We start from the raw sequence: 23,937 nt of genomic DNA, 5'->3' as shown, positions 1-23,937 counted from the left end.
CGTGCGGACGGCACGGGGCAGGTCAGCGGACCGGCGCGGGACCCGAGCTGGCCCGGACCGTCAGCTCGGGCGGCAGCAGCACGACCTCGTCGCCGCCCCGCCCGTCGAGCTTCGCGACCAGCTGCTCCACGGCGTGCCGGCCCATCTCCTGCGCGGGGAGGGACACCGACGTCAGCCGCACCGACGCCTGCACGGCGACCTGCTCCGGGCAGACCGCGACCACCGAGACGTCCTCGGGCACCGCCCGGCCCTGCTGCCGCAACAGGGCGAGCAGCGGCTCGACCGCCGCCTCGTTCTGCACCACGAAGCCCGTGGTGCCGGGGCGTTCGTCGAGGATCCGGGCGACCGTCACGGCCGTCGCGTCGTACCCGCCCTCGCAGGGACGGTGCAGCAGCCGCAGTCCCGTCTCCTGGGCGCGGGTGCGCAGCCCGTCCAGGGTGCGCTCGGCGAAGCCGGTGTGCCGTTCGTAGACGGCCGGGGCCTCGCCGATGACGGCGACGTCCCGGTGGCCCAGCCCGGCCAGGTGCTCCACGCACAGCGCGCCGGTGGCCCTGAAGTCGAGGTCCACGCAGGTCAGTCCGGTGGTGTCGGCGGGCAGCCCGATCAGCACGGCCGGCTGGGCGGACTCCCGCAGCAGGGGCAGGCGTTCGTCGTCCAGCTCGACGTCCATGAGGATCATGCCGTCGGCGAGACCGCTGCCGGCGACCCGGCGGACCGCGTCCGGGCCCTCCTCGCCGGTGAGCAGCAGCACGTCGTACCCGTGGGTGCGGGCGGTGGTGGCGACCGCTATGGCGATCTCCATCATCACCGGCACGTACATGTCGGTCCGCAGCGGGACCATCAGCGCGATGATGTTGGACCTGCTGCTGGCCAGGGCGCGGGCGCCGGCGTTGGGGTGGTAGCCGAGCTCGCGGATGGAGCGCTCGACGCGCTGCCGGGTGGTCGCGGAGATCGACCGCTTGCCGCTGAGGACGTAGCTCACCGTGCTCGCCGAGACTCCGGCGTGCTGGGCGACCTCGGCGAGGGTGACCATCCGGCATCTCCCAGAGATGTGAAGCGCTTCGACTGTGCGCGGTGACGGTGAAACAGCTCATGAGAACCGGTTCGACCCTAGCTTCCACGGGGTCGCGATGTCCAGACAGTCGAAGCGCTTCGACGGAGGGGCCCTCCCCCGTCGCGGCTGCGCGCGGATCGGCCGGACGGCGGCACGCAGGGTGGTGGGGTCGCTACACATCGGGTACATACGATCGAGTAGCACCCGTCCGTACCGCCATGACTCCATCCTATTCGCGGCGAGGTGAGCCTCATGTCCGCAGTACCCGAGACACCCCCGGCCCCGTCCCGGCCGGCCGTCACCGAACGTGAGGCCCGACAGGTCGCCGAGGCGGCACGGGAGCAGGACTGGCGCAAGCCCAGCTTCGCCAAGGAACTGTTCCTCGGCCGCTTCCGCCTCGACCTCGTCCACCCCCACCCGCTCCCCGCCGAGGAGGACGTCCGGCGCGGCGAGGAGTTCCTCGCCGGACTCCGCGACTTCTGCGAGACGAAGGTCGACGGCGCCGCCATCGAGCGAGAGGCGCGCATCCCCGACGAGGTGATCAACGGGCTCAAGGAGCTCGGCGCCCTCGGCATGAAGATCGACACCGAGTACGGCGGCCTCGGCCTCACCCAGGTGTACTACAACAAGGCCCTGGCCCTGGTCGGCTCCGTCAGCCCCGCCGTCGGCGCGCTGCTCTCCGCGCACCAGTCGATCGGCGTCCCCCAGCCGCTGAAGATCTTCGGCACGCGCGAGCAGAAGGAGACGTTCCTGCCGCGCTGCGCCCGCACCGACATCTCCGCCTTCCTGCTCACCGAACCCGACGTCGGCTCCGACCCGGCCCGCCTCGCCACCACCGCCGTGCCCGAGGACGGGGGCACCTCCCGCTCGAGCGAAGCCGGGAGCGGGGGACACTACGTGCTGGACGGCGTGAAGCTGTGGACCACCAACGGCGTGGTCGCCGACCTCCTCGTCGTCATGGCGCGCGTGCCGAAGTCCGAGGGCCACCGCGGCGGCATCACCGCCTTCGTCGTGGAGGCGGACTCCGAGGGCGTCACCGTGGAGAACCGCAACGCCTTCATGGGCCTGCGCGGCCTGGAGAACGGCGTCACCCGCTTCCACCGGGTCCGCGTCCCCGCGTCCCACCGCATCGGCGAGGAGGGCCAGGGCCTGAGGATCGCCCTGACCACCCTCAACACCGGGCGGCTCTCCCTGCCCGCGATGTGCGTCGGCGCCGGCAAGTGGTGCCTGAAGATCGCCCGCGAGTGGTCCGCCGAGCGCGAGCAGTGGGGCAAGCCGGTCGCCCACCACGAGGCCGTCGGCTCCAAGATCGCGTTCATCGCGGCGACCACCTTCGCCCTGGAGGCCGTGGTCGACCTCTCCTCGCAGATGGCCGACGAGAACCGCAACGACATCCGCATCGAGGCCGCCCTCGCCAAGCTCTACGGCTCCGAGATGGCCTGGCTGATGGCCGACGAACTGGTCCAGATCCGCGGCGGGCGCGGCTTCGAGACCGCCGACTCGCTGCGCGCCCGCGGCGAACGGGCGGTCCCGGCCGAACAGATGCTGCGCGACCTGCGCATCAACCGGATCTTCGAGGGCTCGACCGAGATCATGCACCTGCTGATCGCGCGTGAGGCCGTCGACGCCCACCTGTCCGTCGCCGGGGACCTCATCGACCCCGACAAGACCCTCGGCGACAAGGCGCGGGCGGGCGCGAACGCGGGCGTCTTCTACGCCAGGTGGCTGCCGAGACTGGTCGCCGGACCCGGACAGCTCCCGGGCGCGTACGGCGACTTCAAGCACGGCATCGACCTCTCCCCGCACCTGCGCTACGTCGAGCGCGCCTCCCGCAAGCTCGCCCGCTCCACCTTCTACGCCATGTCCCGCTGGCAAGGGCGGATGGAGACCAAGCAGGGCTTCCTCGGCCGGATCGTGGACATCGGCGCCGAACTGTTCGCGATGAGCGCCGCGTGCGTCCGCGCGGAGCTCCTGCGCGCCCGCGGCGAGCACGGCCGCGAGGCCTACCAGCTCGCCGACGCCTTCTGCCGCCAGGCGCGGCTGCGCGTCGAGGAACTGTTCGGCCGGCTCTGGAGCAACACCGACGACCTCGACCGCAAGGTCGTGAAGAACGTCCTCGGCGGCTCCTACACGTGGCTGGAGGAGGGCGTGATCGACCCGTCCGACGACGGGCCGTGGATCGCGGACGCCGCCCCCGGCGCCTCCACCCGGGAGAACGTGCGCCGTCCGGTCCGCTGAGCCGGCCCCGGGGAGCGGGCCGGCCCCGGCGCACGGCCCCTCCGTCCGCTCCCCGCACGCGGCGGACGCGCCCCCCGGGGCACCGGGGCGGGAGCCCGGCGCCCCCCGCGACCGGACACAATGGGGGCCATGACCGACGCTCCAGCTCCCCTCGCCGACCCGCACCTGCTGTACGACCCCGTCGCGGGAGACGGCCCGAAGGACGTGGTGATCCTCGGCTCCACCGGGTCGATCGGCACCCAGGCCATCGACCTCGTGCTGCGCAACCCCGACCGTTTCCGGGTCACCGCCCTGTCCGCCCACGGCGGCCGGGTCGCCCTCCTCGCCGAGCAGGCGCACCGCCTGCGGGTCCGCACGGTCGCCGTCGCCCGCGAGGACGTCGTGCCGGAGCTGCGCGAGGCGCTGTCCGCGCGGTACGGCGCGGGGGAGCCGCTGCCGGAGATCCTCGCCGGACCCGACGCGGCCACCCAGGCCGCCGCCTCCGACTGCCACACCGTCCTGAACGGCATCACCGGCTCCATCGGGCTCGCCCCGACCCTCGCCGCGCTGGAGGCCGGCCGCACCCTCGCGCTCGCCAACAAGGAGTCGCTGATCGTCGGCGGCCCGCTGGTGAGGACGCTGGCCGAGCCCGGCCAGATCATCCCGGTGGACTCCGAGCACGCCGCGCTGTTCCAGGCGCTGGCCGCCGGCACCCGCGCCGACGTCCGCAAGCTGGTCGTCACCGCCTCCGGCGGCCCTTTCCGCGGCCGCACCCGGCAGGAGCTGGCGGCGGTCACCGTCGAGGACGCCCTCGCGCACCCCACCTGGGCCATGGGCCCGGTCATCACGATCAACTCCGCGACCCTCGTCAACAAGGGCCTGGAGGTCATCGAGGCGCACCTGCTCTACGACATTCCCTTCGACCGCATTGAGGTCGTCGTGCACCCCCAGTCGTATGTCCACTCGATGGTCGAGTTCACGGACGGATCGACACTGGCCCAGGCGACGCCCCCGGACATGCGGGGCCCCATCGCCATCGGTCTCGGCTGGCCCGAACGGGTCCCCGGCGCCGCCCCGGTCTTCGACTGGAGCAAGGCGTCCACCTGGGAGTTCTTCCCCCTCGACGACGAGGCCTTCCCCGCGGTGAACCTCGCCCGGCACGTCGGCGAACTCGCGGGAACCGCCCCCGCGGTGTTCAATGCCGCGAACGAGGAGTGCGTCGAGGCCTTCCGCACCGGCGCGCTGCCGTTCCTCGGCATCATCGACACCGTCACCCGGGTGGTCGAGGAACACGGAACGCCCGCCGCGGGAACCTCCCTGACCGTGTCGGACGTCCTCGAAGCGGAGACCTGGGCCCGGGCGCGGGCCCGCGAACTGACAGCCCGGACGGCGAGCGCGGAGGCGCGTGCATGACGACCCTGATGTTCATCCTCGGCATAGTCGTCTTCGCGGCCGGCCTGCTGTTCTCCATCGCCTGGCACGAACTCGGGCACCTGTCCACGGCCAAGATGTTCGGCATCCGCGTGCCGCAGTACATGGTCGGGTTCGGCCCCACCCTGTGGTCGCGGCAGAAGGGCGAGACCGAGTACGGCGTCAAGGCGATCCCGTTCGGCGGCTACATCCGGATGATCGGCATGTTCCCGCCGGGTCCCGACGGCCGGCTGGAGGCCCGCTCCACCTCCCCGTGGCGCGGCATGATCGAGGACGCCCGCTCCGCGGCCTTCGAGGAACTGCGCCCCGGCGACGAGAAGCGCCTGTTCTACACGCGCAAGCCGTGGAAACGGGTCGTCGTCATGTTCGCCGGCCCGTTCATGAACCTGATCCTCGCGGTCGTGCTGTTCCTCACCGTGCTGATGGGCTTCGGCATCCAGCAGCAGACCACCACCGTCAGTTCGGTCTCCCAGTGCGTGATCTCGCAGAGCGAGAACCGCGACGACTGCGAGAAGTCCGACCCGCGGTCCCCGGCCGCCGCGGCCGGCATGAAGGCCAAGGACAAGATCGTCGCCTTCGACGGAGTGCGGACCGACGACTGGGGCACCCTGTCCGACCTCATCCGGGACAGCGCCGGCAAGAGCGTGCCGATCGTCGTCGAACGCGACGGCGAGGAAGTGACGCTGCGGGCCACCATCGCCACCAACATGGTCGCCAAGAAGGACGGCAACGGCGCCTACGTCGAGGGCGAGTACGTCAAGGCCGGCTTCCTCGGCTTCAGCGCCGCCACCGGGGTCGTCAAACAGGACTTCGGCGAGTCCGTGACCTGGATGACCGACCGGGTCGGCGACGCGGTCGACTCCCTCGCCGCCCTGCCGTCGAAGGTCCCCGCCCTGTGGGACGCGGCCTTCGGCGACGGACCGCGCGAACCCGACTCCCCGATGGGCGTCGTCGGCGCCGCCCGCGTCGGCGGGGAGATCGCCACGCTGGACATCCCCGCATCGCAGCAGCTCGCGATGTTCGTGATGCTCCTCGCGGGCTTCAACCTCTCCCTGTTCCTGTTCAACATGCTTCCGCTGCTGCCGCTCGACGGCGGACACATCGCGGGCGCGCTGTGGGAGTCGCTGCGCCGCAACCTCGCCCGGGTGCTGCGCCGTCCCGACCCGGGCCCCTTCGACGTGGCGAAGCTGATGCCCGTCGCCTACGTGGTGGCGGGGATCTTCGTCTGCTTCACGATCCTCGTCCTGATCGCGGACGTGGTGAACCCGGTGCGCATCTCCTGACCGTTCCGCGCCGCGCCACCCGCCGTTCACGACGGCCCGGAACCCCGGGGCTCCGGGCCGTCGTCCTTTGGGCGGGTTTACGGACGCGATGTGCTCGAGCATCGGCCGTTGCCGTAATCTCGGAGCCCGGAGCCCGCTGCTCACGGGGAGCCGGACCTTGATCCACGACTTGGGGTTGCACAGCAGATGACTGCGATTTCTCTCGGCATGCCGTCCGTCCCGACCACGCTCGCCGTGCGGCGGAAGAGCCGGCAGATCCAGGTCGGATCGGTGGCGGTGGGCGGGAACGCGCCGGTGTCGGTGCAGTCGATGACCACGACGCGGACGTCGGACATCGGCGCCACGCTGCAGCAGATCGCGGAGCTGACCGCGTCGGGCTGCCAGATCGTGCGGGTGGCCTGCCCCACGCAGGACGACGCGGACGCGTTGCCGGTGATCGCGAGGAAGTCGCAGATCCCGGTGATCGCCGACATCCACTTCCAGCCGAAGTACGTGTTCGCCGCGATCGAGGCGGGCTGCGCGGCGGTGCGGGTGAACCCGGGCAACATCAAGAAGTTCGACGACCAGGTCAAGGAGATCGCGAAGGCGGCGAAGGACCACGGCACGCCGATCCGGATCGGGGTGAACGCGGGGTCGCTGGACCGGCGGCTGCTGCAGAAGTACGGCAGGGCCACCCCGGAGGCGCTGGTGGAGTCGGCGCTGTGGGAGGCGTCGCTGTTCGAGGAGCACGATTTCCGCGACATCAAGATCTCGGTGAAGCACAACGATCCGGTGGTGATGGTCGAGGCGTACCGGCAGCTCGCCGAGCGGTGCGACTACCCGCTGCACCTGGGGGTGACCGAGGCCGGTCCGGCTTTCCAGGGCACGGTCAAGTCGGCCGTGGCGTTCGGTGCGCTGCTGTCGCAGGGCATCGGTGACACGATCCGGGTGTCGTTGTCGGCGCCGCCGGTGGAGGAGATCAAGGTCGGCATCCAGATCCTGGAGTCGCTGAACCTGCGGCAGCGCGGGCTGGAGATCGTGTCGTGTCCGTCGTGCGGGCGGGCGCAGGTGGACGTCTACAAGCTGGCGGAGGAGGTCACCGCGGGTCTGACGGGCATGGAGGTGCCGTTGCGGGTCGCGGTGATGGGCTGTGTGGTGAACGGTCCGGGTGAGGCGCGTGAGGCGGACCTGGGGGTGGCCTCGGGCAACGGCAAGGGGCAGATCTTCGTGAAGGGCGAGGTCATCAAGACCGTGCCGGAGTCGAAGATCGTGGAGACGCTGATCGAGGAGGCGATGAAGATCGCCGAGCAGATGGAGAAGGACGGCGTGGCCTCCGGCGAGCCGCAGGTCGCGGTGGCCGGCTGACCGGACCCTCACGGCGCCCGCGGGAACCGGGGGCGGCAGCCCCCGGCATCCGCGGGTACAGTGCGGAAATCAGGCAGAACCCTTTTGTGTGAGGCCCCGCACGTGTTGACGCAGACCACTTCCCGGGTCCTCGAACCGGACGACCTGGACGCCGCACTCGCCGTACTCGACCGCGACCCGGTCGCGAACGCCTTCGTGACCGCGCGCGTGCGGATCGCCGGCCTCGACCCCTGGCGGCTCGGCGGCGAGATGTGGGGCTGGTACGAGGACGGCATCCTGACGTCGATGTGCTACGCGGGCGCCAACCTCGTCCCCATCTGCGCCACCCCCCGCGCCGTCCGCGCCTTCGCCGACCGCGCCCGCCGCGCCGGCCGCCGCTGCTCGTCGATCGTCGGCCCGGCCGAACCCACCGCCGCCCTCTGGCGGTTGCTCGAACCCCAGTGGGGCCCCGCCCGCGAGGTCCGCGCCCGCCAGCCGCTGCTGGTCACCGACCGCATGCCCGACACCGTGAAGCCCGATCCGTACGTCCGCCGCGTCCGCAAGGACGAACTGGAGACGATCATGCCGGCGTGCGTGGCGATGTTCACCGAGGAGGTCGGCGTCTCCCCGCTGGCCGGCGACGGCGGCCTGCTCTACCAGGCCCGGGTCGCCGAACTGGTCGGCTCCGGCCGCTCCTTCGCCCGCTTCGACGCCGACGGCAACGTCGTCTTCAAGGCGGAGATCGGCGCCGCCACCGACCGCGCCTGCCAGATCCAGGGCGTCTGGGTCGCCCCCGAGCACCGCGGGACGGGCGTCGCCGCCCCCGGCATGGCCGCCGTCCTGCGCTACGCCCTCGCCGACGTCGCCCCCGTGGTCAGCCTCTACGTCAACGACTTCAACACGCCCGCCCGCCGCACGTACGACAAAGTCGGCTTCCGCGAGGTCGGAGCCTTCATGAGCGTGCTGTTCTGACGGGCCTGTCCCTGTAGTCTCCCCGGCATGGTGCGCTTTCCCGGTCATGGCCGCCCCGAGCCCGACGACATCGTGATCGGCCCCCTCGACCTCCCCGGCCACGTCGACGAGGCGCTGGCCGTCCAGGCGGTGGCGTTCGGGCTCGGCCCCGACGAGGTGGCCGTACGCCGGCAGATCGTGCTGCGCCACATGACCTTCCCCGGCGCCCGGGCCTACGGCGCCACCGTCGGGGGACGCCTGGTCGGCTTCGTCTACGGCATGCCGAACCAGCGCAGCCACTGGTGGTCCACCGTCGTCGAGCCGTACCTGCGCGCCCGGGGCCACGACGACTGGCTCGACGACTCCTTCGTCATCACCGAGCTGCACGTCCACCCCCGGCACCAGAAGCACGGCATCGGCCGCGCCCTGATCACCACGATCACCGACGGCGCCGAACAGCCCCGGTCGCTCCTGTCCGCGCTCGACCTCGACAGCCCCGCCCGCCACCTGTACCGCTCGCTGGGCTACCAGGACCTCGCCCGGCAGGTCCACTTCCCGAGCGCGCCCACCCCGTACGCCGTCATGGGCGCCCCGCTGCCGCTGCCGCGCGCCTAACCGATTTCCGCCGCCCCGTCCCGCCCGGCTAACCTCCTGTCATCACCTTCCCCCACTCTCGGCCGGGTTCGAGCGGGGGGACCCCCAGCAGCAGGAGTACGAGAATCATGGCGAACGCACCGGTCCAGCGCATGTCCCAGTTGATGGCGAAGACGTTGCGCGACGACCCGGCCGACGCCGAGGTCCTCAGCCACAAGCTGCTGGTCCGCGCGGGCTACGTACGCCGCACCGCCGCCGGCATCTGGACGTGGCTGCCCCTCGGCAGGAAGGTGCTCGCCAACGTCGAGCGGGTCGTGCGCGAGGAGATGGACGCCATCGGCGCCCAGGAAGTGCTGCTCCCCGCCCTGCTGCCGCGCGAGCCCTACGACGCCACCGGCCGCTGGGACGAGTACGGCGCCGAGCTGTTCCGTCTCCAGGACCGCAAGGGCGGCGACTACCTCCTCGGTCCCACCCACGAGGAGATCTTCACGCTGATGGTGAAGGACCAGGCGTCCTCCTACAAGGACCTGCCGGTGATCCTCTACCAGATCCAGACGAAGTTCCGCGACGAGGCCCGCCCCCGCGCCGGCATCCTGCGCGGCCGCGAGTTCCTGATGAAGGACTCCTACTCCTTCGACCTGGAGGACGAGGGCCTGGCCCGGTCGTACGCCCTGCACCGCCAGGCGTACCAGAGGATCTTCGAGCGCCTCGGCCTCGACTACCGCATCTGCGAGGCGACCGCCGGCGCCATGGGCGGCTCCAGGTCCGAGGAGTTCCTCGCGCCCGCCGAGGCCGGCGAGGACACCTTCGCCGACTGCCCCCACTGCGACTTCGCCGCGAACACCGAGGCCGTCTCGTACGAGCTGAAGCCGGTGGACGCGGCCGGGGTGCCGGCCGCCGAGGACATCCCCACGCCCGACACCCCCACCATCGAGACCCTCGCCGCCCGGCTCGGCGTGCCGGCCTCGGCCACGCTGAAGAACCTGCTGGTCAAGGTCGACGGCGAGATCGTCGCCGTGGGCGTGCCCGGTGACCGCGAGGTCGACATGGGCAAGGTCGAGGCGCACTTCGCCCCGGCCGAGGTCGAGATGGTCACCGAGGCCGACTTCATCGCCCGCCCCGACCTGGTGCGCGGCTACGTCGGCCCGCAGGGCCTGGACAAGGTGACCTACATCGCCGACCCGCGCGTCGCGCCCGGCACCGCCTGGATCACGGGCGCCAACAAGGCCGACACCCACGCGAAGAACGTCGTCGCCGGACGGGACTTCGAGGTCGACGCGTACGTGGACGTGGTCGTCGTCGAGGAGGGCGACCCCTGCCCCAAGTGCGGCACCGGGCTGAAGCTCGACCGCGCCATCGAGATCGGCCACATCTTCCAGCTGGGCCGCAAGTACGCCGACGCCCTCAAGCTCGACGTCCTCGGCCAGAACGGCAAGCCGGTCCGCGTCACCATGGGGTCCTACGGCGTCGGCGTCTCCCGCGCGGTGGCGGCCCTCGCCGAGCAGACCGCCGACGACAAGGGCCTGTGCTGGCCGAAGGAGATCGCCCCGGCCGACGTCCACGTGGTCGCCGCCGGCAAGGCGCTGCAGACCGAGCTGGCGCTCGAGGTCTCCGAGAAGCTGTCCGCCGCGGGCGTCCGCGTCCTGGTCGACGACCGCGCGGGGGTCTCCCCGGGCGTGAAGTTCACCGACTCGGAGCTGATCGGCGTCCCGCAGATCCTGGTGGCGGGCCGCCGCTCCGCCGACCGCGTGCTGGAACTGAAGGACCGCCGCACCGGCGAACGCGAGGAACTGACGGTCGACGAGGCGATCGCCCGCCTGACCGCCCGCTGAAGGACACTTCCCGGCCCCCGGGTCGTCCCGGCCGCGGACGCGCTCGCCGTCCGCGGCCGGGACGACCCGTTCCACGGCGGCGTGGCGCCGTCGGTCTTCAGCGGGCCTCCGCCGTGAGCGGGCGGCTCAGGAGGCCCGACGGCAGGCCGAGGCGTTCGCCGCGGAAGCGGAGGAGTGCGGCGCCCGTGCCCTCGGGCGCGCCCAGGCCGACGGTGAGGAACGCGCGCAGTTCCCGCACCACGTCGGGCAGGCGGGCGCCGCGCGCCACGAGAACGCCGGCCTGCGCGACCGGGAGGCCGTCGGCGCCGGCCGCACCGGCGTCCCGTGAACGCGCCACGCCCTACAGCCAGCTCGCGAACTCCAGCAGCAGTTCCGCGTCCCGCTCACGTCCCACCCGGCGGGCGCGGACGCCCGATTCGACCGCTCGGAACAGGGTCCAGCCGCGGAGGCGGTCGCGGTCGACCTCCAGGGACTCCGCGAGGCGGCGTACGCGGCGGCGGGTCGTCGTCGCGCCCGAGGGCTGGGCGATCAGGTCCTCCACACGGTCGCGGACCAGCCGCGCCAGGTCGAAGGCGTGCTCGCCGACCACCGGGTCGGGACCCACCGCGAGCCACGGCATCCGGTCTCCGGCGAGCACCTTGCTCTGCCGGAACGTGCCGTGGAGCAGGCGGCGTTCCGGCGGCGAGGCCAGCAGTTCCTCGCGGGCCGACAGCGCCGCGTCCACCAGCGGGGCCACCTCCGGAGCGGCGTCCGCGCCGGCCCGCATCGCCTTCGCCTGCCGTCCGGTGCGCTCGGCCACGGTCTCGAACACGTGGTCCTCCGGCGGGTCGACCCACAGCCTGCGCAGGGTGCCCGCCGCCTCCAGCAGCGCCTTCGCCTCCGGGAGCGTCCGCACGGAGACGTCCGGGTGCAGCCGCTCCAGGAGCAGCACCCCTTCGACGCCCTCGGACAGCGGCTCCAGCGGCTGCACCGCCCCCAGGCCGCCCCAGTGGGCCAGTGCGACGCGCTCGCTCTCCGGGCGTGCCCGGGGCGGCGCCAGCTTCAGCACGGCGGGCGTGCCGTCGGCCGTGCGGACGAGCACCACCAGGCTGCTGCGCCCGCCCGGGAGCTGCACCCGCTCCACCGTCAACTCGCGTCGTTCGACGGCCTCACGCGCCAGGCGGGGCAGCTTCTCCAGCCAGTCGTCACCCTCGGGCGCCGTCTCACCGAGCGCCCTCACCAGACGCCGCGGCGGTTCGAATGCCATGCGCGAGTCGTTCCTTCCTGCTGTCACACGGTGCCGGTGCCCCCCGTCATGTCATGGCGTCGGCGCCGGGCCGCCCGAAGCCGTACCGCTCCGCTCGGCGAGCCCAGGGAAGGCTACGCTCTCACCGCTCCAGCGCACGGACCGCACCGCCGCCTCCCGCATCGCCTCGGCCGCCGACCTGCGCCGCTCGCCGTCGCTCGACCGCACCAGGTCGGCGTAGACGCCCGCCACCCGGTTCTCCAGCTCCGCCGCCAGCCGCACCGCGGAGGCCGCGTCCGGCACCGGGAACGGCAGCGCGTACCCCGCCGCGGCGGCCACCGGCGCACCCCCGGCGTCCCTCACGGCGCGCACCAGTGCGTCCCTGCGGGCCCGGTGCGCGTCGTACGCCGTCCGTGCCTCCGTGCGCCGCTGCTCGCCGATCCGCCCGCCGACCACGCCGTAGCCGTACACCGCCGCGTGCTCCGCGGCCAGCGCGGCCTGCAGCGCCCGCAGCTCCTTGTCCTGCGCGTCACTCACCGTCGGGCCTCCGTCAACAGGTACACGTGCGCCGCCCCGGACGCCGACACCGAGGCCAGCAGGCGGGCCAGCTCGGCCGGCGCGGTCAGCAGCTCCTCGGTCCGGCGGTCGGCGATCTCCCGTTCCGCGGCGGCGAGCTGGGCGAGCGCGTCCTTCTCGTTCGCGGGCACCCCGGCCGGCGACGGAGCCGACGTCGGCGCGGCCGCCGCGGTCGCCCCGGCCGAGGGAGCGGACGACACCGACGGCGAGGGCGAGCCCGCCGCGCCCGCCTCGAACGCCTCCGCGTGCCGCACCACGTCCGCCCGCAGCGGACGCAGACGCTCCGCCAGCTCCGGGTGCGCGGCGGCGACCGCGTCGTACCGCGCGGCCAGCGCCCGGCTGTCCCGGGCCGCGCGCGCCCGGGTCCGCTCGGCGGCCGAGGGCCGCGCGGCGGCGCCGCCCGGGTCGTCGGAACCGGTGGAACAGCCCGCCACCAGCAGGGCCGTCGGCGCGGCGGCGAGCAGACTCCTTCTGCGCGGCCCCGAGCGGGCGCGCGGAGACAGGGGGAACGACACGGCAGGCGTCCTCGGGGGGTTCGTGACGAACGGGACGGGAACAGGAGATCGGGCGGGGCCCGTGATCACGGTACCCGCAGGCCCGTCCGGCGCCGGCCAGCGGCACCCTGGCCGACCGGGTGGCCAAGGGTGGACGGCAACACCCCTTGCGACCGGATACCCTTTGTGCAGACACGCGCACCGTCCCACAACAGCACACGCGGCCGAGGAGTCACCCGGATGAGCACCACCCAGAGCGAGAGGCTTCGAGAACTTCTGGAACCGCTCGTCAGCTCCCAGGGCCTGGATCTCGAAGAGATCGCCGTCGACGCGGTCGGCCGCAAGCGTGTGCTGCGCGTCGTCGTCGACTCCGACACCGGGGCCGACCTCGACCGGATCGCCGATGTGAGCCGCGCGCTCTCGGCGAAGCTCGACGAGACCGACGCGATGGGCAGCGCGGAGTACACCCTCGAGGTCGGCACCCCCGGCGCGGAGCGCCTGCTGACCGAGCACCGTCACTTCGTGCGCGCCACCGGCCGCCTGGTGCGGTTCCAGCTCGCCGAGGGCGGCGAGCTGGTCGCCCGCGTCCTCGCGGCGGACGACGAGGGCCTCGACCTCGAGGTGCCCGGCGTCAAGGGCCGCAAGGCCACCGCGCGCCGACTCGCCTTCGGCGACATCGCCAGGGCGCGCGTCCAGGTCGAGTTCAACCGCAAGGACGACGCGTCCGACAAGAACGACAAGAAGGAAGAGGAGGCGTAGCCGTGGACATCGACATGAGCGCCCTGCGGGGCTTGGTGCGGGAGAAGGAGATCTCCTTCGACCTGCTGGTCGAGGCGATCGAGTCGGCCCTCCTCATCGCCTACCACCGCACCGAGGGAAGCCGCCGGCGCGCGCGCGTGGAGCTCGACCGGAAGACCGGACATGTGACCGTGTGGGCGAAGGAGGACCCCGACGACCTCGAAGAGGGCCAGGAGCCCCGCGAGTTCGACGACACCCCGTCCGGTTTCGGCCGCATCGCCGCCACCACGGCCAAGCAGGTCATCCTGCAGCGCCTGCGCGACGCCGAGGACGACGCCACGCTCGGCGAGTACGCCGGCCGTGAGGGCGACATCGTCACCGGCGTGGTCCAGCAGGGCCGCGACCCGAAGAACGTGCTGGTGGACATCGGCAAGCTGGAGGCCATCCTGCCGGTGCAGGAGCAGGTCCCCGGCGAGTCCTACCCGCACGGCACGCGCCTGCGGTCGTACGTCGTCCGGGTGGCCAAGGGGGTGCGCGGTCCGTCCGTCACCCTTTCGCGCACGCATCCCAATCTGGTGAAGAAGCTGTTCGCCCTCGAGGTGCCGGAGATCGCCGACGGCTCCGTGGAGATCGCCGCGATCGCCCGTGAGGCGGGTCACCGCACCAAGATCGCCGTGCGCTCCACCCGCTCCGGGCTGAACGCCAAGGGCGCCTGCATCGGCCCCATGGGCGGCCGTGTGCGCAACGTCATGGCGGAGCTGAACGGCGAGAAGATCGACATCGTCGACTGGTCCGACGACCCGGCCGAGATGGTGGCGAACGCCCTGTCCCCGGCCCGCGTCTCCAAGGTGGACGTCGTCGACCTGGCCGCCCGGTCCGCCCGGGTCACCGTGCCGGACTACCAGCTCTCGCTGGCCATCGGCAAGGAGGGGCAGAACGCCCGCCTGGCCGCCCGGCTGACCGGCTGGAGGATCGACATCCGGCCGGACACGGAACAGACCGGGGAATAGATCCAGGCCGCGATGGGCTGAGATCACGACAGCTTTGCTCATGACGGTGTTCGATTCTTGCCCCGGAGGGGTGAGGTCGGTCCGGGGAGGTAGACTGAGGAGTGTCTGGCCGGACACAGGCTGGCGTGTGCCCCGAGCGCATGTGCGTGGGGTGCCGCGAGCGAGCGGTCAAGGGCGAGCTGCTGCGGATCGTGGTGACCGAGGACGCATGCGTCCCGGATCCACGCGGTACGCTGCCCGGCCGGGGTGCGTATGTGCACCCCGTACCGGTCTGTCTCGACCAGGCGGTGCGCCGCAGGGCGTTCCCGCGGGCGTTCCGCGTCCCGGGACCGCTCGACGTAAAGGCGTTGCGCCACTACGTCGAGCAGGCGCAGAGTTGCCGATCAGCGGCTGACACGTCCGCTGGACAGGCGACACGGTAAGAACTTGCCGTACGGAAACCCCCGTACGGCCTGGTACCTCGCGAGTCGAAAGCAGGTCGAGATTGCGATGAGCACTCGATGAGTACGCGATGAGTACGCCCATGAACTAGCGACGGTCCGGACGCAACCCGGACCTCAAAGGAGCGAAGTGGCTAAGGTCCGGGTATACGAACTCGCCAAGGAGTTCGGTGTGGAGAGCAAGGTCGTCATGGCCAAGCTCCAGGAACTCGGTGAGTTCGTCCGTTCGGCGTCTTCGACGATCGAAGCGCCCGTAGTACGCAAGCTGACAGACGCCTTCCAGCAGGGCGGGGGCAACGGCAGGTCCGCCGCGAAGCCCGGCGCCCCGAAGAAGGCCGCCCCGAAGCCCGCGCCGTCCCCGGCGCAGGCTGGAGGCTCCTCCCGCGCCGCTGGAGCGGCGGGGGACCGTCCGGCCGCCCCGAAGCCGCCGGCCCCCAAGCCCGCCGCGGCCCAGCCGCCGGCGGCTCCGTCGGCGCCCGCGCCGGCTCCCGGTCCGCGTCCGACTCCGGGCCCGCGCCCCGCGCCGCGTCCGGCTCCGGCCGCTCCGGAGTTCCAGGCCCCGCCCGCGGCGTCCCCGGCGCAGTCCGGTCCGAAGCCCGGCGCGCGTCCCGGCGCTCCCAAGCCCGGCGGCCGTCCCGCCGGTCCCGGTCAGGGCCAGGGCGGCCAGGGCCGTCCGGCCGGCCAGGGCCAGCGTTCCGGCGGCGGTGCTCCTCGTCCGGGCGCCCGCCCGGCAGGTCCGCGCCCCGGCAACAACCCGTTCACCTCCGGTGGCTCCACCGGCATGGCCCGTCCGCAGGCCCCGCGCCCGCAGGGCCAGCGTCCCGGTCCCGGCGCCCCCGGCGCGGGTCCCCGTCCCCAGGCCCCCGGCCAGGGCGGCGGTCCGCGTCCGCAGGCTCCGGGCGGTCCGCGTCCCACCCCGGGCTCGATGCCGCGTCCGCAGGGCGGTCCCCGTCCCGGCGGCGGCCCCGCGGGTCCGCGTCCGAACCCCGGCATGATGCCGCAGCGTCCCGCTGCCGGTCCGCGCCCCGGCCCCGGCGGCCGTGGTCCGGGCGGTGCGGGCCGTCCCGGCGGTGCCGGTCGTCCCGGCGGCGGTGGCGGCTTCGCCGGCCGTCCCGGCGGCGGTGGCGGCTTCGCCGGCGGCGGTGGCCGTCCCGGCTTCGGCGGCCGTCCCGGCGGCCCCGGTGGCCGCGGTGGCACGCAGGGCGCCTTCGGCCGTCCCGGTGGTCCCGCGCGTCGTGGCCGCAAGTCGAAGCGGCAGAGGCGCCAGGAGTACGAGGCCATGCAGGCCCCGTCGGTCGGCGGCGTGATGCTGCCTCGCGGCAACGGCGAGACCATTCGCCTGTCGCGCGGTGCGTCGCTCACCGACTTCGCGGAGAAGATCAACGCCAACCCGGCGTCGCTCGTCGCGGTCATGATGAACCTCGGCGAGATGGTCACCGCGACCCAGTCCGTCTCCGACGAGACGCTCCAGCTCCTCGCGGACGAGATGAACTACACGGTTCAGATCGTCAGCCCGGAGGAGGAGGACCGCGAGCTGCTCGAGTCCTTCGACCTGGAGTTCGGCGAGGACGAGGGCGACGAGGGGGACCTGGTGGTCCGCCCGCCGGTCGTCACCGTCATGGGCCACGTCGACCACGGAAAGACCCGGCTGCTCGACGCCATCCGCAAGACGAACGTCATCGCGGGCGAGGCCGGCGGCATCACCCAGCACATCGGTGCCTACCAGGTCGCGACCGAGGTCAACGACGAAGAGCGCAAGATCACCTTCATCGACACCCCGGGTCACGAGGCGTTCACCGCCATGCGTGCCCGTGGTGCGCGGTCGACCGACATCGCGATCCTGGTCGTCGCGGCCAACGACGGCGTCATGCCGCAGACGGTCGAGGCGCTCAACCACGCCAAGGCGGCCGACGTGCCGATCGTCGTCGCGGTCAACAAGATCGACGTCGAGGGCGCGGACCCGACCAAGGTGCGCGGTCAGCTGACCGAGTACGGCCTGGTGGCCGAGGAGTACGGCGGCGACACGATGTTCGTCGACATCTCCGCCAAGCAGGGTCTGCACATCGACAGCCTCCTCGAGGCCGTCATCCTCACCGCGGACGCCTCGCTCGACCTGCGGGCCAACCCGAAGCAGGACGCGCAGGGCATCTCGATCGAGTCCCGGCTCGACCGCGGCCGCGGCGCCGTGGCGACCGTCCTCGTCCAGCGAGGCACCCTGCGGGTCGGCGACACGATGGTGGTGGGCGACGCCTACGGCCGCGTGCGCGCCATGCTCGACGACAACGGCAACAACGTCGCCGAGGCCGGACCCTCGACGCCGGTCCAGGTCCTGGGCCTGACCAACGTCCCGGGTGCGGGCGACAACTTCATCGTGGTGGACGAGGACCGTACGGCCCGTCAGATCGCGGAGAAGCGCGCCGCCCGTGAGCGCAACGCCGCGTTCGCCAAGCGCACGCGCCGCGTGTCGCTGGAGGACCTGGACAAGGTGCTCAAGGCCGGCGAGGTCCAGCAGCTGAACCTGATCATCAAGGGTGACGCCTCCGGTTCGGTCGAGGCCCTCGAGTCCTCGCTGCTCCAGCTGGACGTCGGCGAAGAGGTCGACATCCGCGTCCTGCACCGCGGCGTCGGTGCGGTCACGGAGTCCGACATCGACCTGGCGATGGGCTCCGACGCCATCGTGATCGGCTTCAACGTCCGCGCGGCGGGCCGCGCGGCGCAGATGGCCGAGCGCGAGGGTGTGGACGTCCGGTACTACTCGGTCATCTACCAGGCGATCGAGGAGATCGAGGCGGCCCTCAAGGGCATGCTCAAGCCGGAGTACGAGGAGGTCGAGCTCGGCACGGCGGAGATCCGCGAGGTCTTCAAGTCGTCCAAGCTGGGCAACATCGCGGGTGTCATCATCCGCTCCGGCGAGGTCAAGCGGAACACCAAGGCGCGCCTCATCCGCGACGGCAAGGTGGTCGCGGAGAACCTCAACATCGAGGGTCTGCGTCGCTTCAAGGACGACGTCACCGAGATCCGCGAAGGCTTCGAGGGCGGTATCAACCTCGGAAACTTCAACGACATCAAGGTCGACGACGTCATCGCGACGTACGAGATGCGCGAGAAGCCGCGCGTCTGACCGCAGCAGCACGCGATCGGGGCCGGTCGGCGGAAGCGAATTTCCGTCGATCGGCCCCGGCCGTTGCGTGTACGGTTCCCGTACCGGCGCCGCTGCGGCGCCCTTCCCCGGGGTACCGGCTCCGTCCGGACCGGGGAGGCCCCTGATCCCGAGCCGGCGGGTCATCCGGATGCACACATGTATGTGGGGACTCTGTCCTTCGACCTGCTCCTCGGCGACGTCCACTCGCTCAAGGAGAAGCGCTCCGTCGTCCGCCCGATCGTCGCCGAACTGCAGCGGAAGTACGCGGTCAGCGTGGCGGAGACCGGGAACCAGAACCTGCACCGCAGGGCCGAGATCGGCCTCGCGGTGGTCTCCGGGGAATGGAGCCACCTCACCGACGTCCTCGACCGCTGCGAGCGGCTGGTCGCCGGGCGGCCCGAGGTGGAACTGCTCTCGGTTCGACGCAGGCTCCACAGCGACGAAGACTGAAGCAAGACGCTAAGCACTTAAGGAGACGGACCAGTGGCCGACAACGCGCGTGCCAAGAGGCTGGCGGACCTCATCCGAGAGGTGGTGGCCCAGAAGCTGCAGCGCGGGATCAAGGACCCGCGGCTCGGCTCGCACGTCACCATCACGGACACCCGGGTCACCGGTGACCTCAGGGAGGCGACCGTCTTCTACACGGTGTACGGGGACGACGAGGAGCGGAAGGCGGCCGCGGCCGGCCTGGAGTCCGCCAAGGGCGTGCTGCGCTCCGAGGTGGGCCGGGCGGCGGGCGTGAAGTTCACCCCGACCCTCACCTTCGTCATGGACGCCCTGCCGGACACCGCGCGCACCATCGAGGACCTCCTCGACAAGGCGCGCCAGTCCGACGCCAAGGTGCGCGAGGCGTCCGCGGGCGCCGCGTACGCCGGCGAGGCCGACCCGTACCGCAAGCCGGGCGACGACGAGACGGACGACACCGCCGAATGACCCAGAAGCAGACCACGCCCGACGGCCTTGTCATCGTCGACAAGCCGTCGGGCTTCACTTCGCACGACGTGGTCGCCAAGATGCGCGGCATCGCCCGCACCCGCCGGGTGGGCCACGCCGGCACGCTCGACCCGATGGCGACGGGCGTCCTCGTCCTCGGCATGGAGCGGGCGACCAAGCTCCTCGGCCACCTGGCGCTGACCGAGAAGGAGTACCTCGGCACGGTCCGGCTCGGCCAGACCACCGTCACCGACGACGCCGAGGGGGAGATCACCGCCTCCGCCGACGCCTCGAAGGTGACCCGCGAGGCCATCGACGCCGGGATCGCCGCCCTGACCGGCGACCTCATGCAGGTGCCGTCCAAGGTCAGCGCCATCAAGATCGACGGGGTGCGCTCCTACAAGCGCGCGCGGGAGGGCGAGGACTTCGACATCCCCGCCCGGCCGGTCACCGTCTCCTCGTTCTCCGTGTACGACGTCCGCGAGGCCGTCGCCGAGGACGGCACGCCGGTGCTGGACCTGGTGGTCTCGGTCGTCTGCTCCTCCGGCACGTACATCCGCGCCCTCGCCCGCGACCTGGGGGCGGGACTGGGCGTGGGCGGCCACCTGACCGCGCTGCGGCGCACCCGCGTCGGCCCCTACCGCCTGGACGCGGCGAAGACCCTGGACGAGCTCCAGGAGAAGCTGACGGTCATGCCGATCGCCGAGGCCGCGGCGGCCGCCTTCCCCCGCTGGGACGTCGACGAACGCCGCGCCAAGCTGCTGACGAACGGCGTCCGCCTGGACATGCCGGAGGAGTACGCCGGCAGGGGCGCGGTGGCGGTCTTCGGCCCCGGGGAGCGGTTCCTGGCCCTCGTGGAGGAGCAGCGGGGGAAGGCGAAGAGCCTGGCGGTCTTCGCCGCGTGAGGACGGCCCCTCCGGGGGCCGCTTCCGCCGAGGCCGCCCGTGGAGCGGCGCGACACGGGGAGGGGCATGGCGCCGCTCCACGGTCCCCCCTCGGTTCCCCCGTCCCCAGGGTCTGTCCGTCCACCCCGTTCCGTTCACCCGCACGCGCGGGCGCTCGGAGCGAAGCGGGGGAGTGGAAGGGGGCGCGTTCGCCGGCCGATCTGTGCCGCTGATCATCGGGGCCCTAAGGTCGCGGGCAAGGCACCAGGTACGGCACGGCAGGAGGCTCCATGATGCCGTCGCTCCACGCCCCGAGGCACGCCCTCGAGCCGTTCCGGGCCGCCGCGGACCCCGGACTGGTCGCGCTCCACGACCTGGCCGGCCGCCCGCGCGGCACCGGCTTCGTGGCCGACCGGCACGGCACCGTGATCACCAGCCACGAGGCCGTCGACGGCCTGCCCCGCCTCGTGCTGTACGGCGCGGAGGGCCGCCACAGCATCGTGACCGCCGACGCCGTCACGCCGTTGCCCGCCCTCGGCCTGGCCCTGGTGCGCGCGGGCGACCTCGGCGTCGCCCCCCTGCCGGTCACCTCGCGGGACACCGTGGAGACCGGCGCGTACGTGCGGATCCCCGCCGGGGGCTGGCGTGAGGCGCGGGTGCTCGGGACGACCACCGTGACGTACACCGCCACCGACCGCGCCCACCGCGTGCCCGGCGCCCTGGAGCTGGCCGTCGGCACCGCCGGGCGGGACGCGCTGCGGCTCGGCGGCGGCGCGGCGGGCGGCCCCGTGCTCGACCCCGCCACCGGCACCGTCGTCGGCGTTCTCGGCACCGCGCTGCGCACCGCCGCCTCCGACGTCGGCTTCGCCGTCCCCCTGCGCCCCACGGTCCCCGCCCTCGCCGGGCTGCTCATGGAGAACGCGGCCACGGTCCCCGCGTACGGGAGCGACCTCAACCTCGCCGGGCTGGTCGGCCTCACCGCCGCCTCGGTGGCCCGTCACGGCCCGCAGGCGGTCGTCGAGCCCGTCGAACGGCCCGCCGTGCGCACGGAGCTTCACGCCTTCGATCGGGGCGACGCCGCCGTGCTGGGCCTCGTCGGGCCGCCCGGGAGCGGCCGCAGCACCGAACTCGCCGCCCTCGCCGGCCGCCGCCACCGCGAGGGCCTGCCCACGCTGTGGCTGCGCGGGGCCGACCTGCGTGAGGACGACACCTCGGTCGCCGACGCCGCCCGCCGCGCCCTGGAGCGGGCCGCGGCCGACGTGACCGCCCGCATGCCGTTCCCGCCGCAGGACCTCGGCGACCTCGCGCCCGAGCGTCTCGCGCTGCTCGCCCACACCGCCGGCCGCCCCCTGCTGCTCCTCCTCGACGACCTCGGGCAGATGGCGCCCGGACTGTACCGGCGGCGCGTCGCGTGGGCCGAGGAGACCGCGCGCCGGCTGCGCGCCACGGGCACCCGCCTGGTGGTGTCCTGCGGCGCCGAGCACTGGGAGGAGGCCGGCTTCGCGTCCGGCCTGCCCCACCACGGCGGCACGGGCCCCGAGGGGCTCCCGCCGTGCGTGGTCCTCGGCGACCTCACCGCCGACGAGGCCCGCGAGGCCCGCGCCCGGTACGGCATCCCCGAGGGCGCCGTCAGCGAGGCCGACGCGGCCCACCCGCTGACCCTGCGGCTGCTCGCCGAGGTCCGGTCGGACGTCGCCGCGGCGGCACCCGACGGTCCCGTCGACCGCGACGACGTGCTCGCCGCCCACCTGGACCTCACGTGCCTGCGGATCGCCCAGCGCCTCGCCGGAGGGCTCGGCGTCCGCGGCACCGCCGTACGCCGTCTGGCCGCCAGGGCCGCGGGGAAGGCGCACGAGGCGGCCCGGCGCTGCCTCGGCACGGAGGACGGGGCACTGGACCGCGCGTCGTTCGAGGAGCTGTTCCCCGAACCGGGGACCGGGTTCGCGACCGCCTCCGGCCGGCACGGCGGCGCGGCGCCCGGATGGGCGGACGCCGTGCTCGCCGAAGGGCTCCTCGTCCCGGCCGGGGACGGCTACCGGTTCGGGCACGAGGAGCTCGCCGACTGGCTCCAGGGCGCCCACCTCGACCTGGACGGCGCCCTGCACACCCTGGTGCACGCCCCCGCTCCCGCCTCCGCCGCCGACACCGAGCCCGTGCCCCGCCACCGCATCGGTCCCGTCGTCGAGGCCCTGCTGTGCCTCGCCCGCAGGCACGGCGCCGCCCGGCTCTCGTCCCGTCTGGCCGACCTGACGCACGCCCTGGACGCCGACCCCGGCTCCTGGTGGGCCTGCCGCCTGCTCACCGGCGTCCTCACCCGCGTACCGGACGCCGGCCCGTATGCGGACGTGCTGCGTCTGCTCGCCGACCGCGTCGTCGCCTGGCGGGAGCAGCGGAGGGCCGTCCCGCCCGGGCTGGGCCCCGCCTTCTGGACGCGGCTGCGGCTGCCCGTGGACGCGCGGTGCGCCCTGCTGCGCCGCCTGGTGCCGGCCGACGGGCCTCCGTGCGAGAGCGCCCCCCGCTTCCTCGACGCCGTCGCCGGCCTGCTCACCGCCGAGCCCGCGACCGTACTGCCGTACCTGATCCGCTGGTTCGACGACGAGCGGCCGCTGCCGGCCACCCCGCACGCCACCGTGGCGACCGCCGCGCAGGCCCTGCTGCACACGCACCGCCACGCCGCGCCCGACGCGCTGACCGAGGCGCTGGCCGACAGTCCGCACCGGCGGGCCGACGAACTGCTCGCCGTGCTGGCCGAGGAGGAGCCCGGCACGATGTGCCGGGCCGTCGACCGCTGGGCCGAGGACCCGCGCCCCGCCCGCCGGGCCGCGGCCGTCACCCACGGCCTGCGGGTCGCGCCGTACGCCCGCGACCTCGGCGACCGCACGCTGCTGCGGTACGCCGCCCTCGCGGTCCTCGTGCGCACCGCCGACCGCGCGCTGCACGGCGGCGCCCTCGCCCTCCTGGTCCGCGACCCGGACAGCAGGGGCCGCCATCTCGCCCGCGCCCTGGAGCGGTTCGCGGAGGGCGACCCGCACTTCCCGCCGAGCGCGCTCACCGACGCCCTGACGACCCACACCGAGCCCGTGCTCGACGCCTTCCGCACGCGGCTCACGGAGGGCACGGACGCGGACGACACCTTCCGCGCCCTCGCCGACGCCACCACGCCCGCCCTCGCGCGGCCGGTCGCCGCCCTCGTACGGGAGGTCGTGGCCCTGCGGCCCGAACTGACCGGCAGCGTCGCCGGGTACGCCGACCGCCGCCTCGACCTCGGCCCCGCCGCCCGCGCCGTGCTGCGTCTGCTCCTCACCGAGCTGCTCGACGACGGCCCGCGCCCCCTGCGGCTGGCCCTCGCCGGCGTCCTCGCCGCGCCCGGCGCCTCCGCCTCCCGCCCCCTGCGCCGCGCCCTGCTCGACACGCTGCTCGCCCGGGAGGCCGACCCCGGCGTACTGGACGCGGTGTTGCGCGCCGCCGCCCGGAACACCGGCCCGGAGCTGCGGGTGCTCGTCCACCGCACGGGACTGCTCCTCGTCCGCACGGCCGAGGGCGCCGCCCGCCTCGACCGCACCCTCGCCGATCTGGCCCGCCACGTGCCGGGCCTCGCGGCGGCCGTGGCGGGCTGGCTCGCGGACGCCCCGCGCGTCTGGGGGCCGCTCGTCGGACCCGCCACCCGGGAGGTGATCGACGAGCTGACGGGCGCGGCCGCCCCCGTCTGACACCACCGGGCGCGTGCACGTCGTCACACAGCCCCATGCCGATGCGAGCCGGCCCACCCGGCATGGCACCCTTAGAGCTGCGCAGAGAAGTCCACGGACT

20 protein-coding genes are annotated in these 23,937 nt (G+C 73.4%); 15 read left to right on the top strand and 5 right to left on the bottom strand.

Going from position 1 to position 23,937, the window contains the following annotated elements; translation table 11 throughout:
• Positions 1-22: 22 nt before the first annotated feature.
• Positions 23-1,033 (bottom strand): LacI family DNA-binding transcriptional regulator, encoded by a 1,011-nt coding sequence (locus tag C1708_RS09130; protein WP_106412190.1) that lies wholly within the window; start codon positions 1,031-1,033, stop codon positions 23-25.
• A gap of 273 nt (positions 1,034-1,306) precedes the next feature.
• Here C1708_RS09130 and C1708_RS09125 point away from each other — a divergent pair, with 273 nt between their 5' ends.
• The 7 genes from C1708_RS09125 to C1708_RS09095 all read left to right on the top strand — a co-directional run bounded on the left by C1708_RS09125 (position 1,307) and on the right by C1708_RS09095 (position 10,685).
• Positions 1,307-3,292: an acyl-CoA dehydrogenase family protein gene (locus C1708_RS09125; RefSeq protein ID WP_106412189.1), complete on the top strand. Its 1,986-nt coding sequence runs from the start codon at positions 1,307-1,309 to the stop codon at positions 3,290-3,292.
• A 129-nt stretch (positions 3,293-3,421) separates the two neighbouring features.
• Entirely contained in the window at positions 3,422-4,684 is a 1,263-nt protein-coding gene (gene dxr, locus C1708_RS09120; RefSeq protein WP_106412188.1) for a 1-deoxy-D-xylulose-5-phosphate reductoisomerase, read from the top strand.
• The gene (locus tag C1708_RS09115) at positions 4,681-5,985 is read left to right on the top strand and encodes a M50 family metallopeptidase (RefSeq protein ID WP_502696058.1); all 1,305 of its coding nucleotides are present in this window, start codon (positions 4,681-4,683) and stop codon (positions 5,983-5,985) included. The genes dxr and C1708_RS09115 overlap by 4 nt, the downstream gene beginning before the upstream one ends.
• 186 nt (positions 5,986-6,171) lie before the next feature.
• Positions 6,172-7,329, top strand: a complete 1,158-nt coding sequence (gene ispG, locus C1708_RS09110) for a flavodoxin-dependent (E)-4-hydroxy-3-methylbut-2-enyl-diphosphate synthase (protein WP_106412187.1) — start codon at positions 6,172-6,174, stop codon at positions 7,327-7,329.
• Between the two features lie 102 nt (positions 7,330-7,431).
• Positions 7,432-8,280 (top strand): GNAT family N-acetyltransferase, encoded by an 849-nt coding sequence (locus C1708_RS09105; RefSeq protein ID WP_106412186.1) that lies wholly within the window; start codon positions 7,432-7,434, stop codon positions 8,278-8,280.
• A 27-nt stretch (positions 8,281-8,307) separates the two neighbouring features.
• Positions 8,308-8,874 carry a GNAT family N-acetyltransferase gene (locus tag C1708_RS09100; RefSeq protein WP_106412185.1) on the top strand — a complete coding sequence of 189 codons (567 nt, stop codon included), beginning with the start codon at positions 8,308-8,310 and terminating at the stop codon, positions 8,872-8,874.
• 107 nt (positions 8,875-8,981) lie between these two features.
• Entirely contained in the window at positions 8,982-10,685 is a 1,704-nt protein-coding gene (locus C1708_RS09095; RefSeq protein WP_106412184.1) for a proline--tRNA ligase, read from the top strand.
• Between the two features lie 97 nt (positions 10,686-10,782).
• Here C1708_RS09095 and C1708_RS09090 read toward each other — a convergent pair whose 3' ends face one another.
• From C1708_RS09090 to C1708_RS09075, 4 genes are read right to left on the bottom strand one after another with little or no spacing between them, the layout of a single operon-like run.
• Positions 10,783-11,022: a hypothetical protein gene (locus C1708_RS09090; protein ID WP_106412183.1), complete on the bottom strand. Its 240-nt coding sequence runs from the start codon at positions 11,020-11,022 to the stop codon at positions 10,783-10,785.
• Positions 11,023-11,025: 3 nt separating this feature from the next.
• Entirely contained in the window at positions 11,026-11,931 is a 906-nt protein-coding gene (locus tag C1708_RS09085) for an aminoglycoside phosphotransferase family protein (RefSeq protein WP_106412182.1), read from the bottom strand.
• A gap of 51 nt (positions 11,932-11,982) precedes the next feature.
• On the bottom strand, positions 11,983-12,447 hold the full coding sequence (locus C1708_RS09080) for a ferritin-like domain-containing protein (protein ID WP_106412181.1): 465 nt from the start codon (positions 12,445-12,447) through the stop codon (positions 11,983-11,985).
• Positions 12,444-13,001 (bottom strand): hypothetical protein, encoded by a 558-nt coding sequence (locus C1708_RS09075; protein WP_106412180.1) that lies wholly within the window; start codon positions 12,999-13,001, stop codon positions 12,444-12,446. Before C1708_RS09075 ends, C1708_RS09080 begins: the two co-directional genes overlap by 4 nt.
• A 219-nt stretch (positions 13,002-13,220) precedes the next feature.
• On the opposite strand from C1708_RS09075, the gene rimP reads away from it, so the two are divergent.
• The 8 genes from rimP (at position 13,221) to C1708_RS09035 (ending at position 23,837) form a co-directional block, all read left to right on the top strand.
• Complete coding sequence (gene rimP, locus C1708_RS09070; RefSeq protein WP_106412179.1) at positions 13,221-13,739, top strand: ribosome maturation factor RimP; 519 nt, start codon at positions 13,221-13,223, stop codon at positions 13,737-13,739.
• Positions 13,740-13,741: 2 nt separating this feature from the next.
• Complete coding sequence (gene nusA / locus C1708_RS09065; RefSeq protein WP_106412178.1) at positions 13,742-14,728, top strand: transcription termination factor NusA; 987 nt, start codon at positions 13,742-13,744, stop codon at positions 14,726-14,728.
• A gap of 101 nt (positions 14,729-14,829) precedes the next feature.
• On the top strand, positions 14,830-15,150 hold the full coding sequence (locus C1708_RS09060) for a YlxR family protein (RefSeq protein WP_106412177.1): 321 nt from the start codon (positions 14,830-14,832) through the stop codon (positions 15,148-15,150).
• 148 nt (positions 15,151-15,298) lie between these two features.
• Positions 15,299-18,289 carry a translation initiation factor IF-2 gene (infB, locus tag C1708_RS09055; RefSeq protein WP_106412176.1) on the top strand — a complete coding sequence of 997 codons (2,991 nt, stop codon included), beginning with the start codon at positions 15,299-15,301 and terminating at the stop codon, positions 18,287-18,289.
• Positions 18,290-18,466: 177 nt separating this feature from the next.
• Positions 18,467-18,760: a DUF503 domain-containing protein gene (locus tag C1708_RS09050; protein WP_106412175.1), complete on the top strand. Its 294-nt coding sequence runs from the start codon at positions 18,467-18,469 to the stop codon at positions 18,758-18,760.
• A gap of 33 nt (positions 18,761-18,793) precedes the next feature.
• Positions 18,794-19,243 carry a 30S ribosome-binding factor RbfA gene (gene rbfA, locus C1708_RS09045; protein ID WP_106412174.1) on the top strand — a complete coding sequence of 150 codons (450 nt, stop codon included), beginning with the start codon at positions 18,794-18,796 and terminating at the stop codon, positions 19,241-19,243.
• The gene (truB, locus tag C1708_RS09040) at positions 19,240-20,148 is read left to right on the top strand and encodes a tRNA pseudouridine(55) synthase TruB (RefSeq protein WP_106412173.1); all 909 of its coding nucleotides are present in this window, start codon (positions 19,240-19,242) and stop codon (positions 20,146-20,148) included. The genes rbfA and truB overlap by 4 nt, the downstream gene beginning before the upstream one ends.
• Positions 20,149-20,417: 269 nt before the next feature.
• Complete coding sequence (locus tag C1708_RS09035; protein WP_106412172.1) at positions 20,418-23,837, top strand: trypsin-like peptidase domain-containing protein; 3,420 nt, start codon at positions 20,418-20,420, stop codon at positions 23,835-23,837.
• Positions 23,838-23,937 lie beyond the last annotated feature (100 nt).

The sequence above is a fragment of the Streptomyces sp. DH-12 genome (genome assembly GCF_002899455.1).
In the GTDB taxonomy this organism is placed as follows: domain Bacteria; phylum Actinomycetota; class Actinomycetes; order Streptomycetales; family Streptomycetaceae; genus Streptomyces.
The sequence above is the reverse complement of the archived record's forward strand: the minus strand, read 5'-3'. Positions and strand labels throughout refer to the sequence as shown.

Coding starts and splice junctions, on each gene's coding strand:
- C1708_RS09130 (WP_106412190.1), bottom strand. CDS start 1,033: ATGGTCACCCTCGCCGAGGTCGCCCAGCACGCCGGAGTCTCGGCGAGC.
- C1708_RS09100 (WP_106412185.1), top strand. CDS start 8,308: ATGGTGCGCTTTCCCGGTCATGGCCGCCCCGAGCCCGACGACATCGTG.
- truB (WP_106412173.1), top strand. CDS start 19,240: ATGACCCAGAAGCAGACCACGCCCGACGGCCTTGTCATCGTCGACAAG.
- C1708_RS09035 (WP_106412172.1), top strand. CDS start 20,418: ATGATGCCGTCGCTCCACGCCCCGAGGCACGCCCTCGAGCCGTTCCGG.
- C1708_RS09085 (WP_106412182.1), bottom strand. CDS start 11,931: ATGGCATTCGAACCGCCGCGGCGTCTGGTGAGGGCGCTCGGTGAGACG.
- C1708_RS09115 (WP_502696058.1), top strand. CDS start 4,681: ATGACGACCCTGATGTTCATCCTCGGCATAGTCGTCTTCGCGGCCGGC.
- rimP (WP_106412179.1), top strand. CDS start 13,221: ATGAGCACCACCCAGAGCGAGAGGCTTCGAGAACTTCTGGAACCGCTC.
- C1708_RS09050 (WP_106412175.1), top strand. CDS start 18,467: ATGTATGTGGGGACTCTGTCCTTCGACCTGCTCCTCGGCGACGTCCAC.
- C1708_RS09125 (WP_106412189.1), top strand. CDS start 1,307: ATGTCCGCAGTACCCGAGACACCCCCGGCCCCGTCCCGGCCGGCCGTC.
- C1708_RS09095 (WP_106412184.1), top strand. CDS start 8,982: ATGGCGAACGCACCGGTCCAGCGCATGTCCCAGTTGATGGCGAAGACG.
- dxr (WP_106412188.1), top strand. CDS start 3,422: ATGACCGACGCTCCAGCTCCCCTCGCCGACCCGCACCTGCTGTACGAC.
- ispG (WP_106412187.1), top strand. CDS start 6,172: ATGACTGCGATTTCTCTCGGCATGCCGTCCGTCCCGACCACGCTCGCC.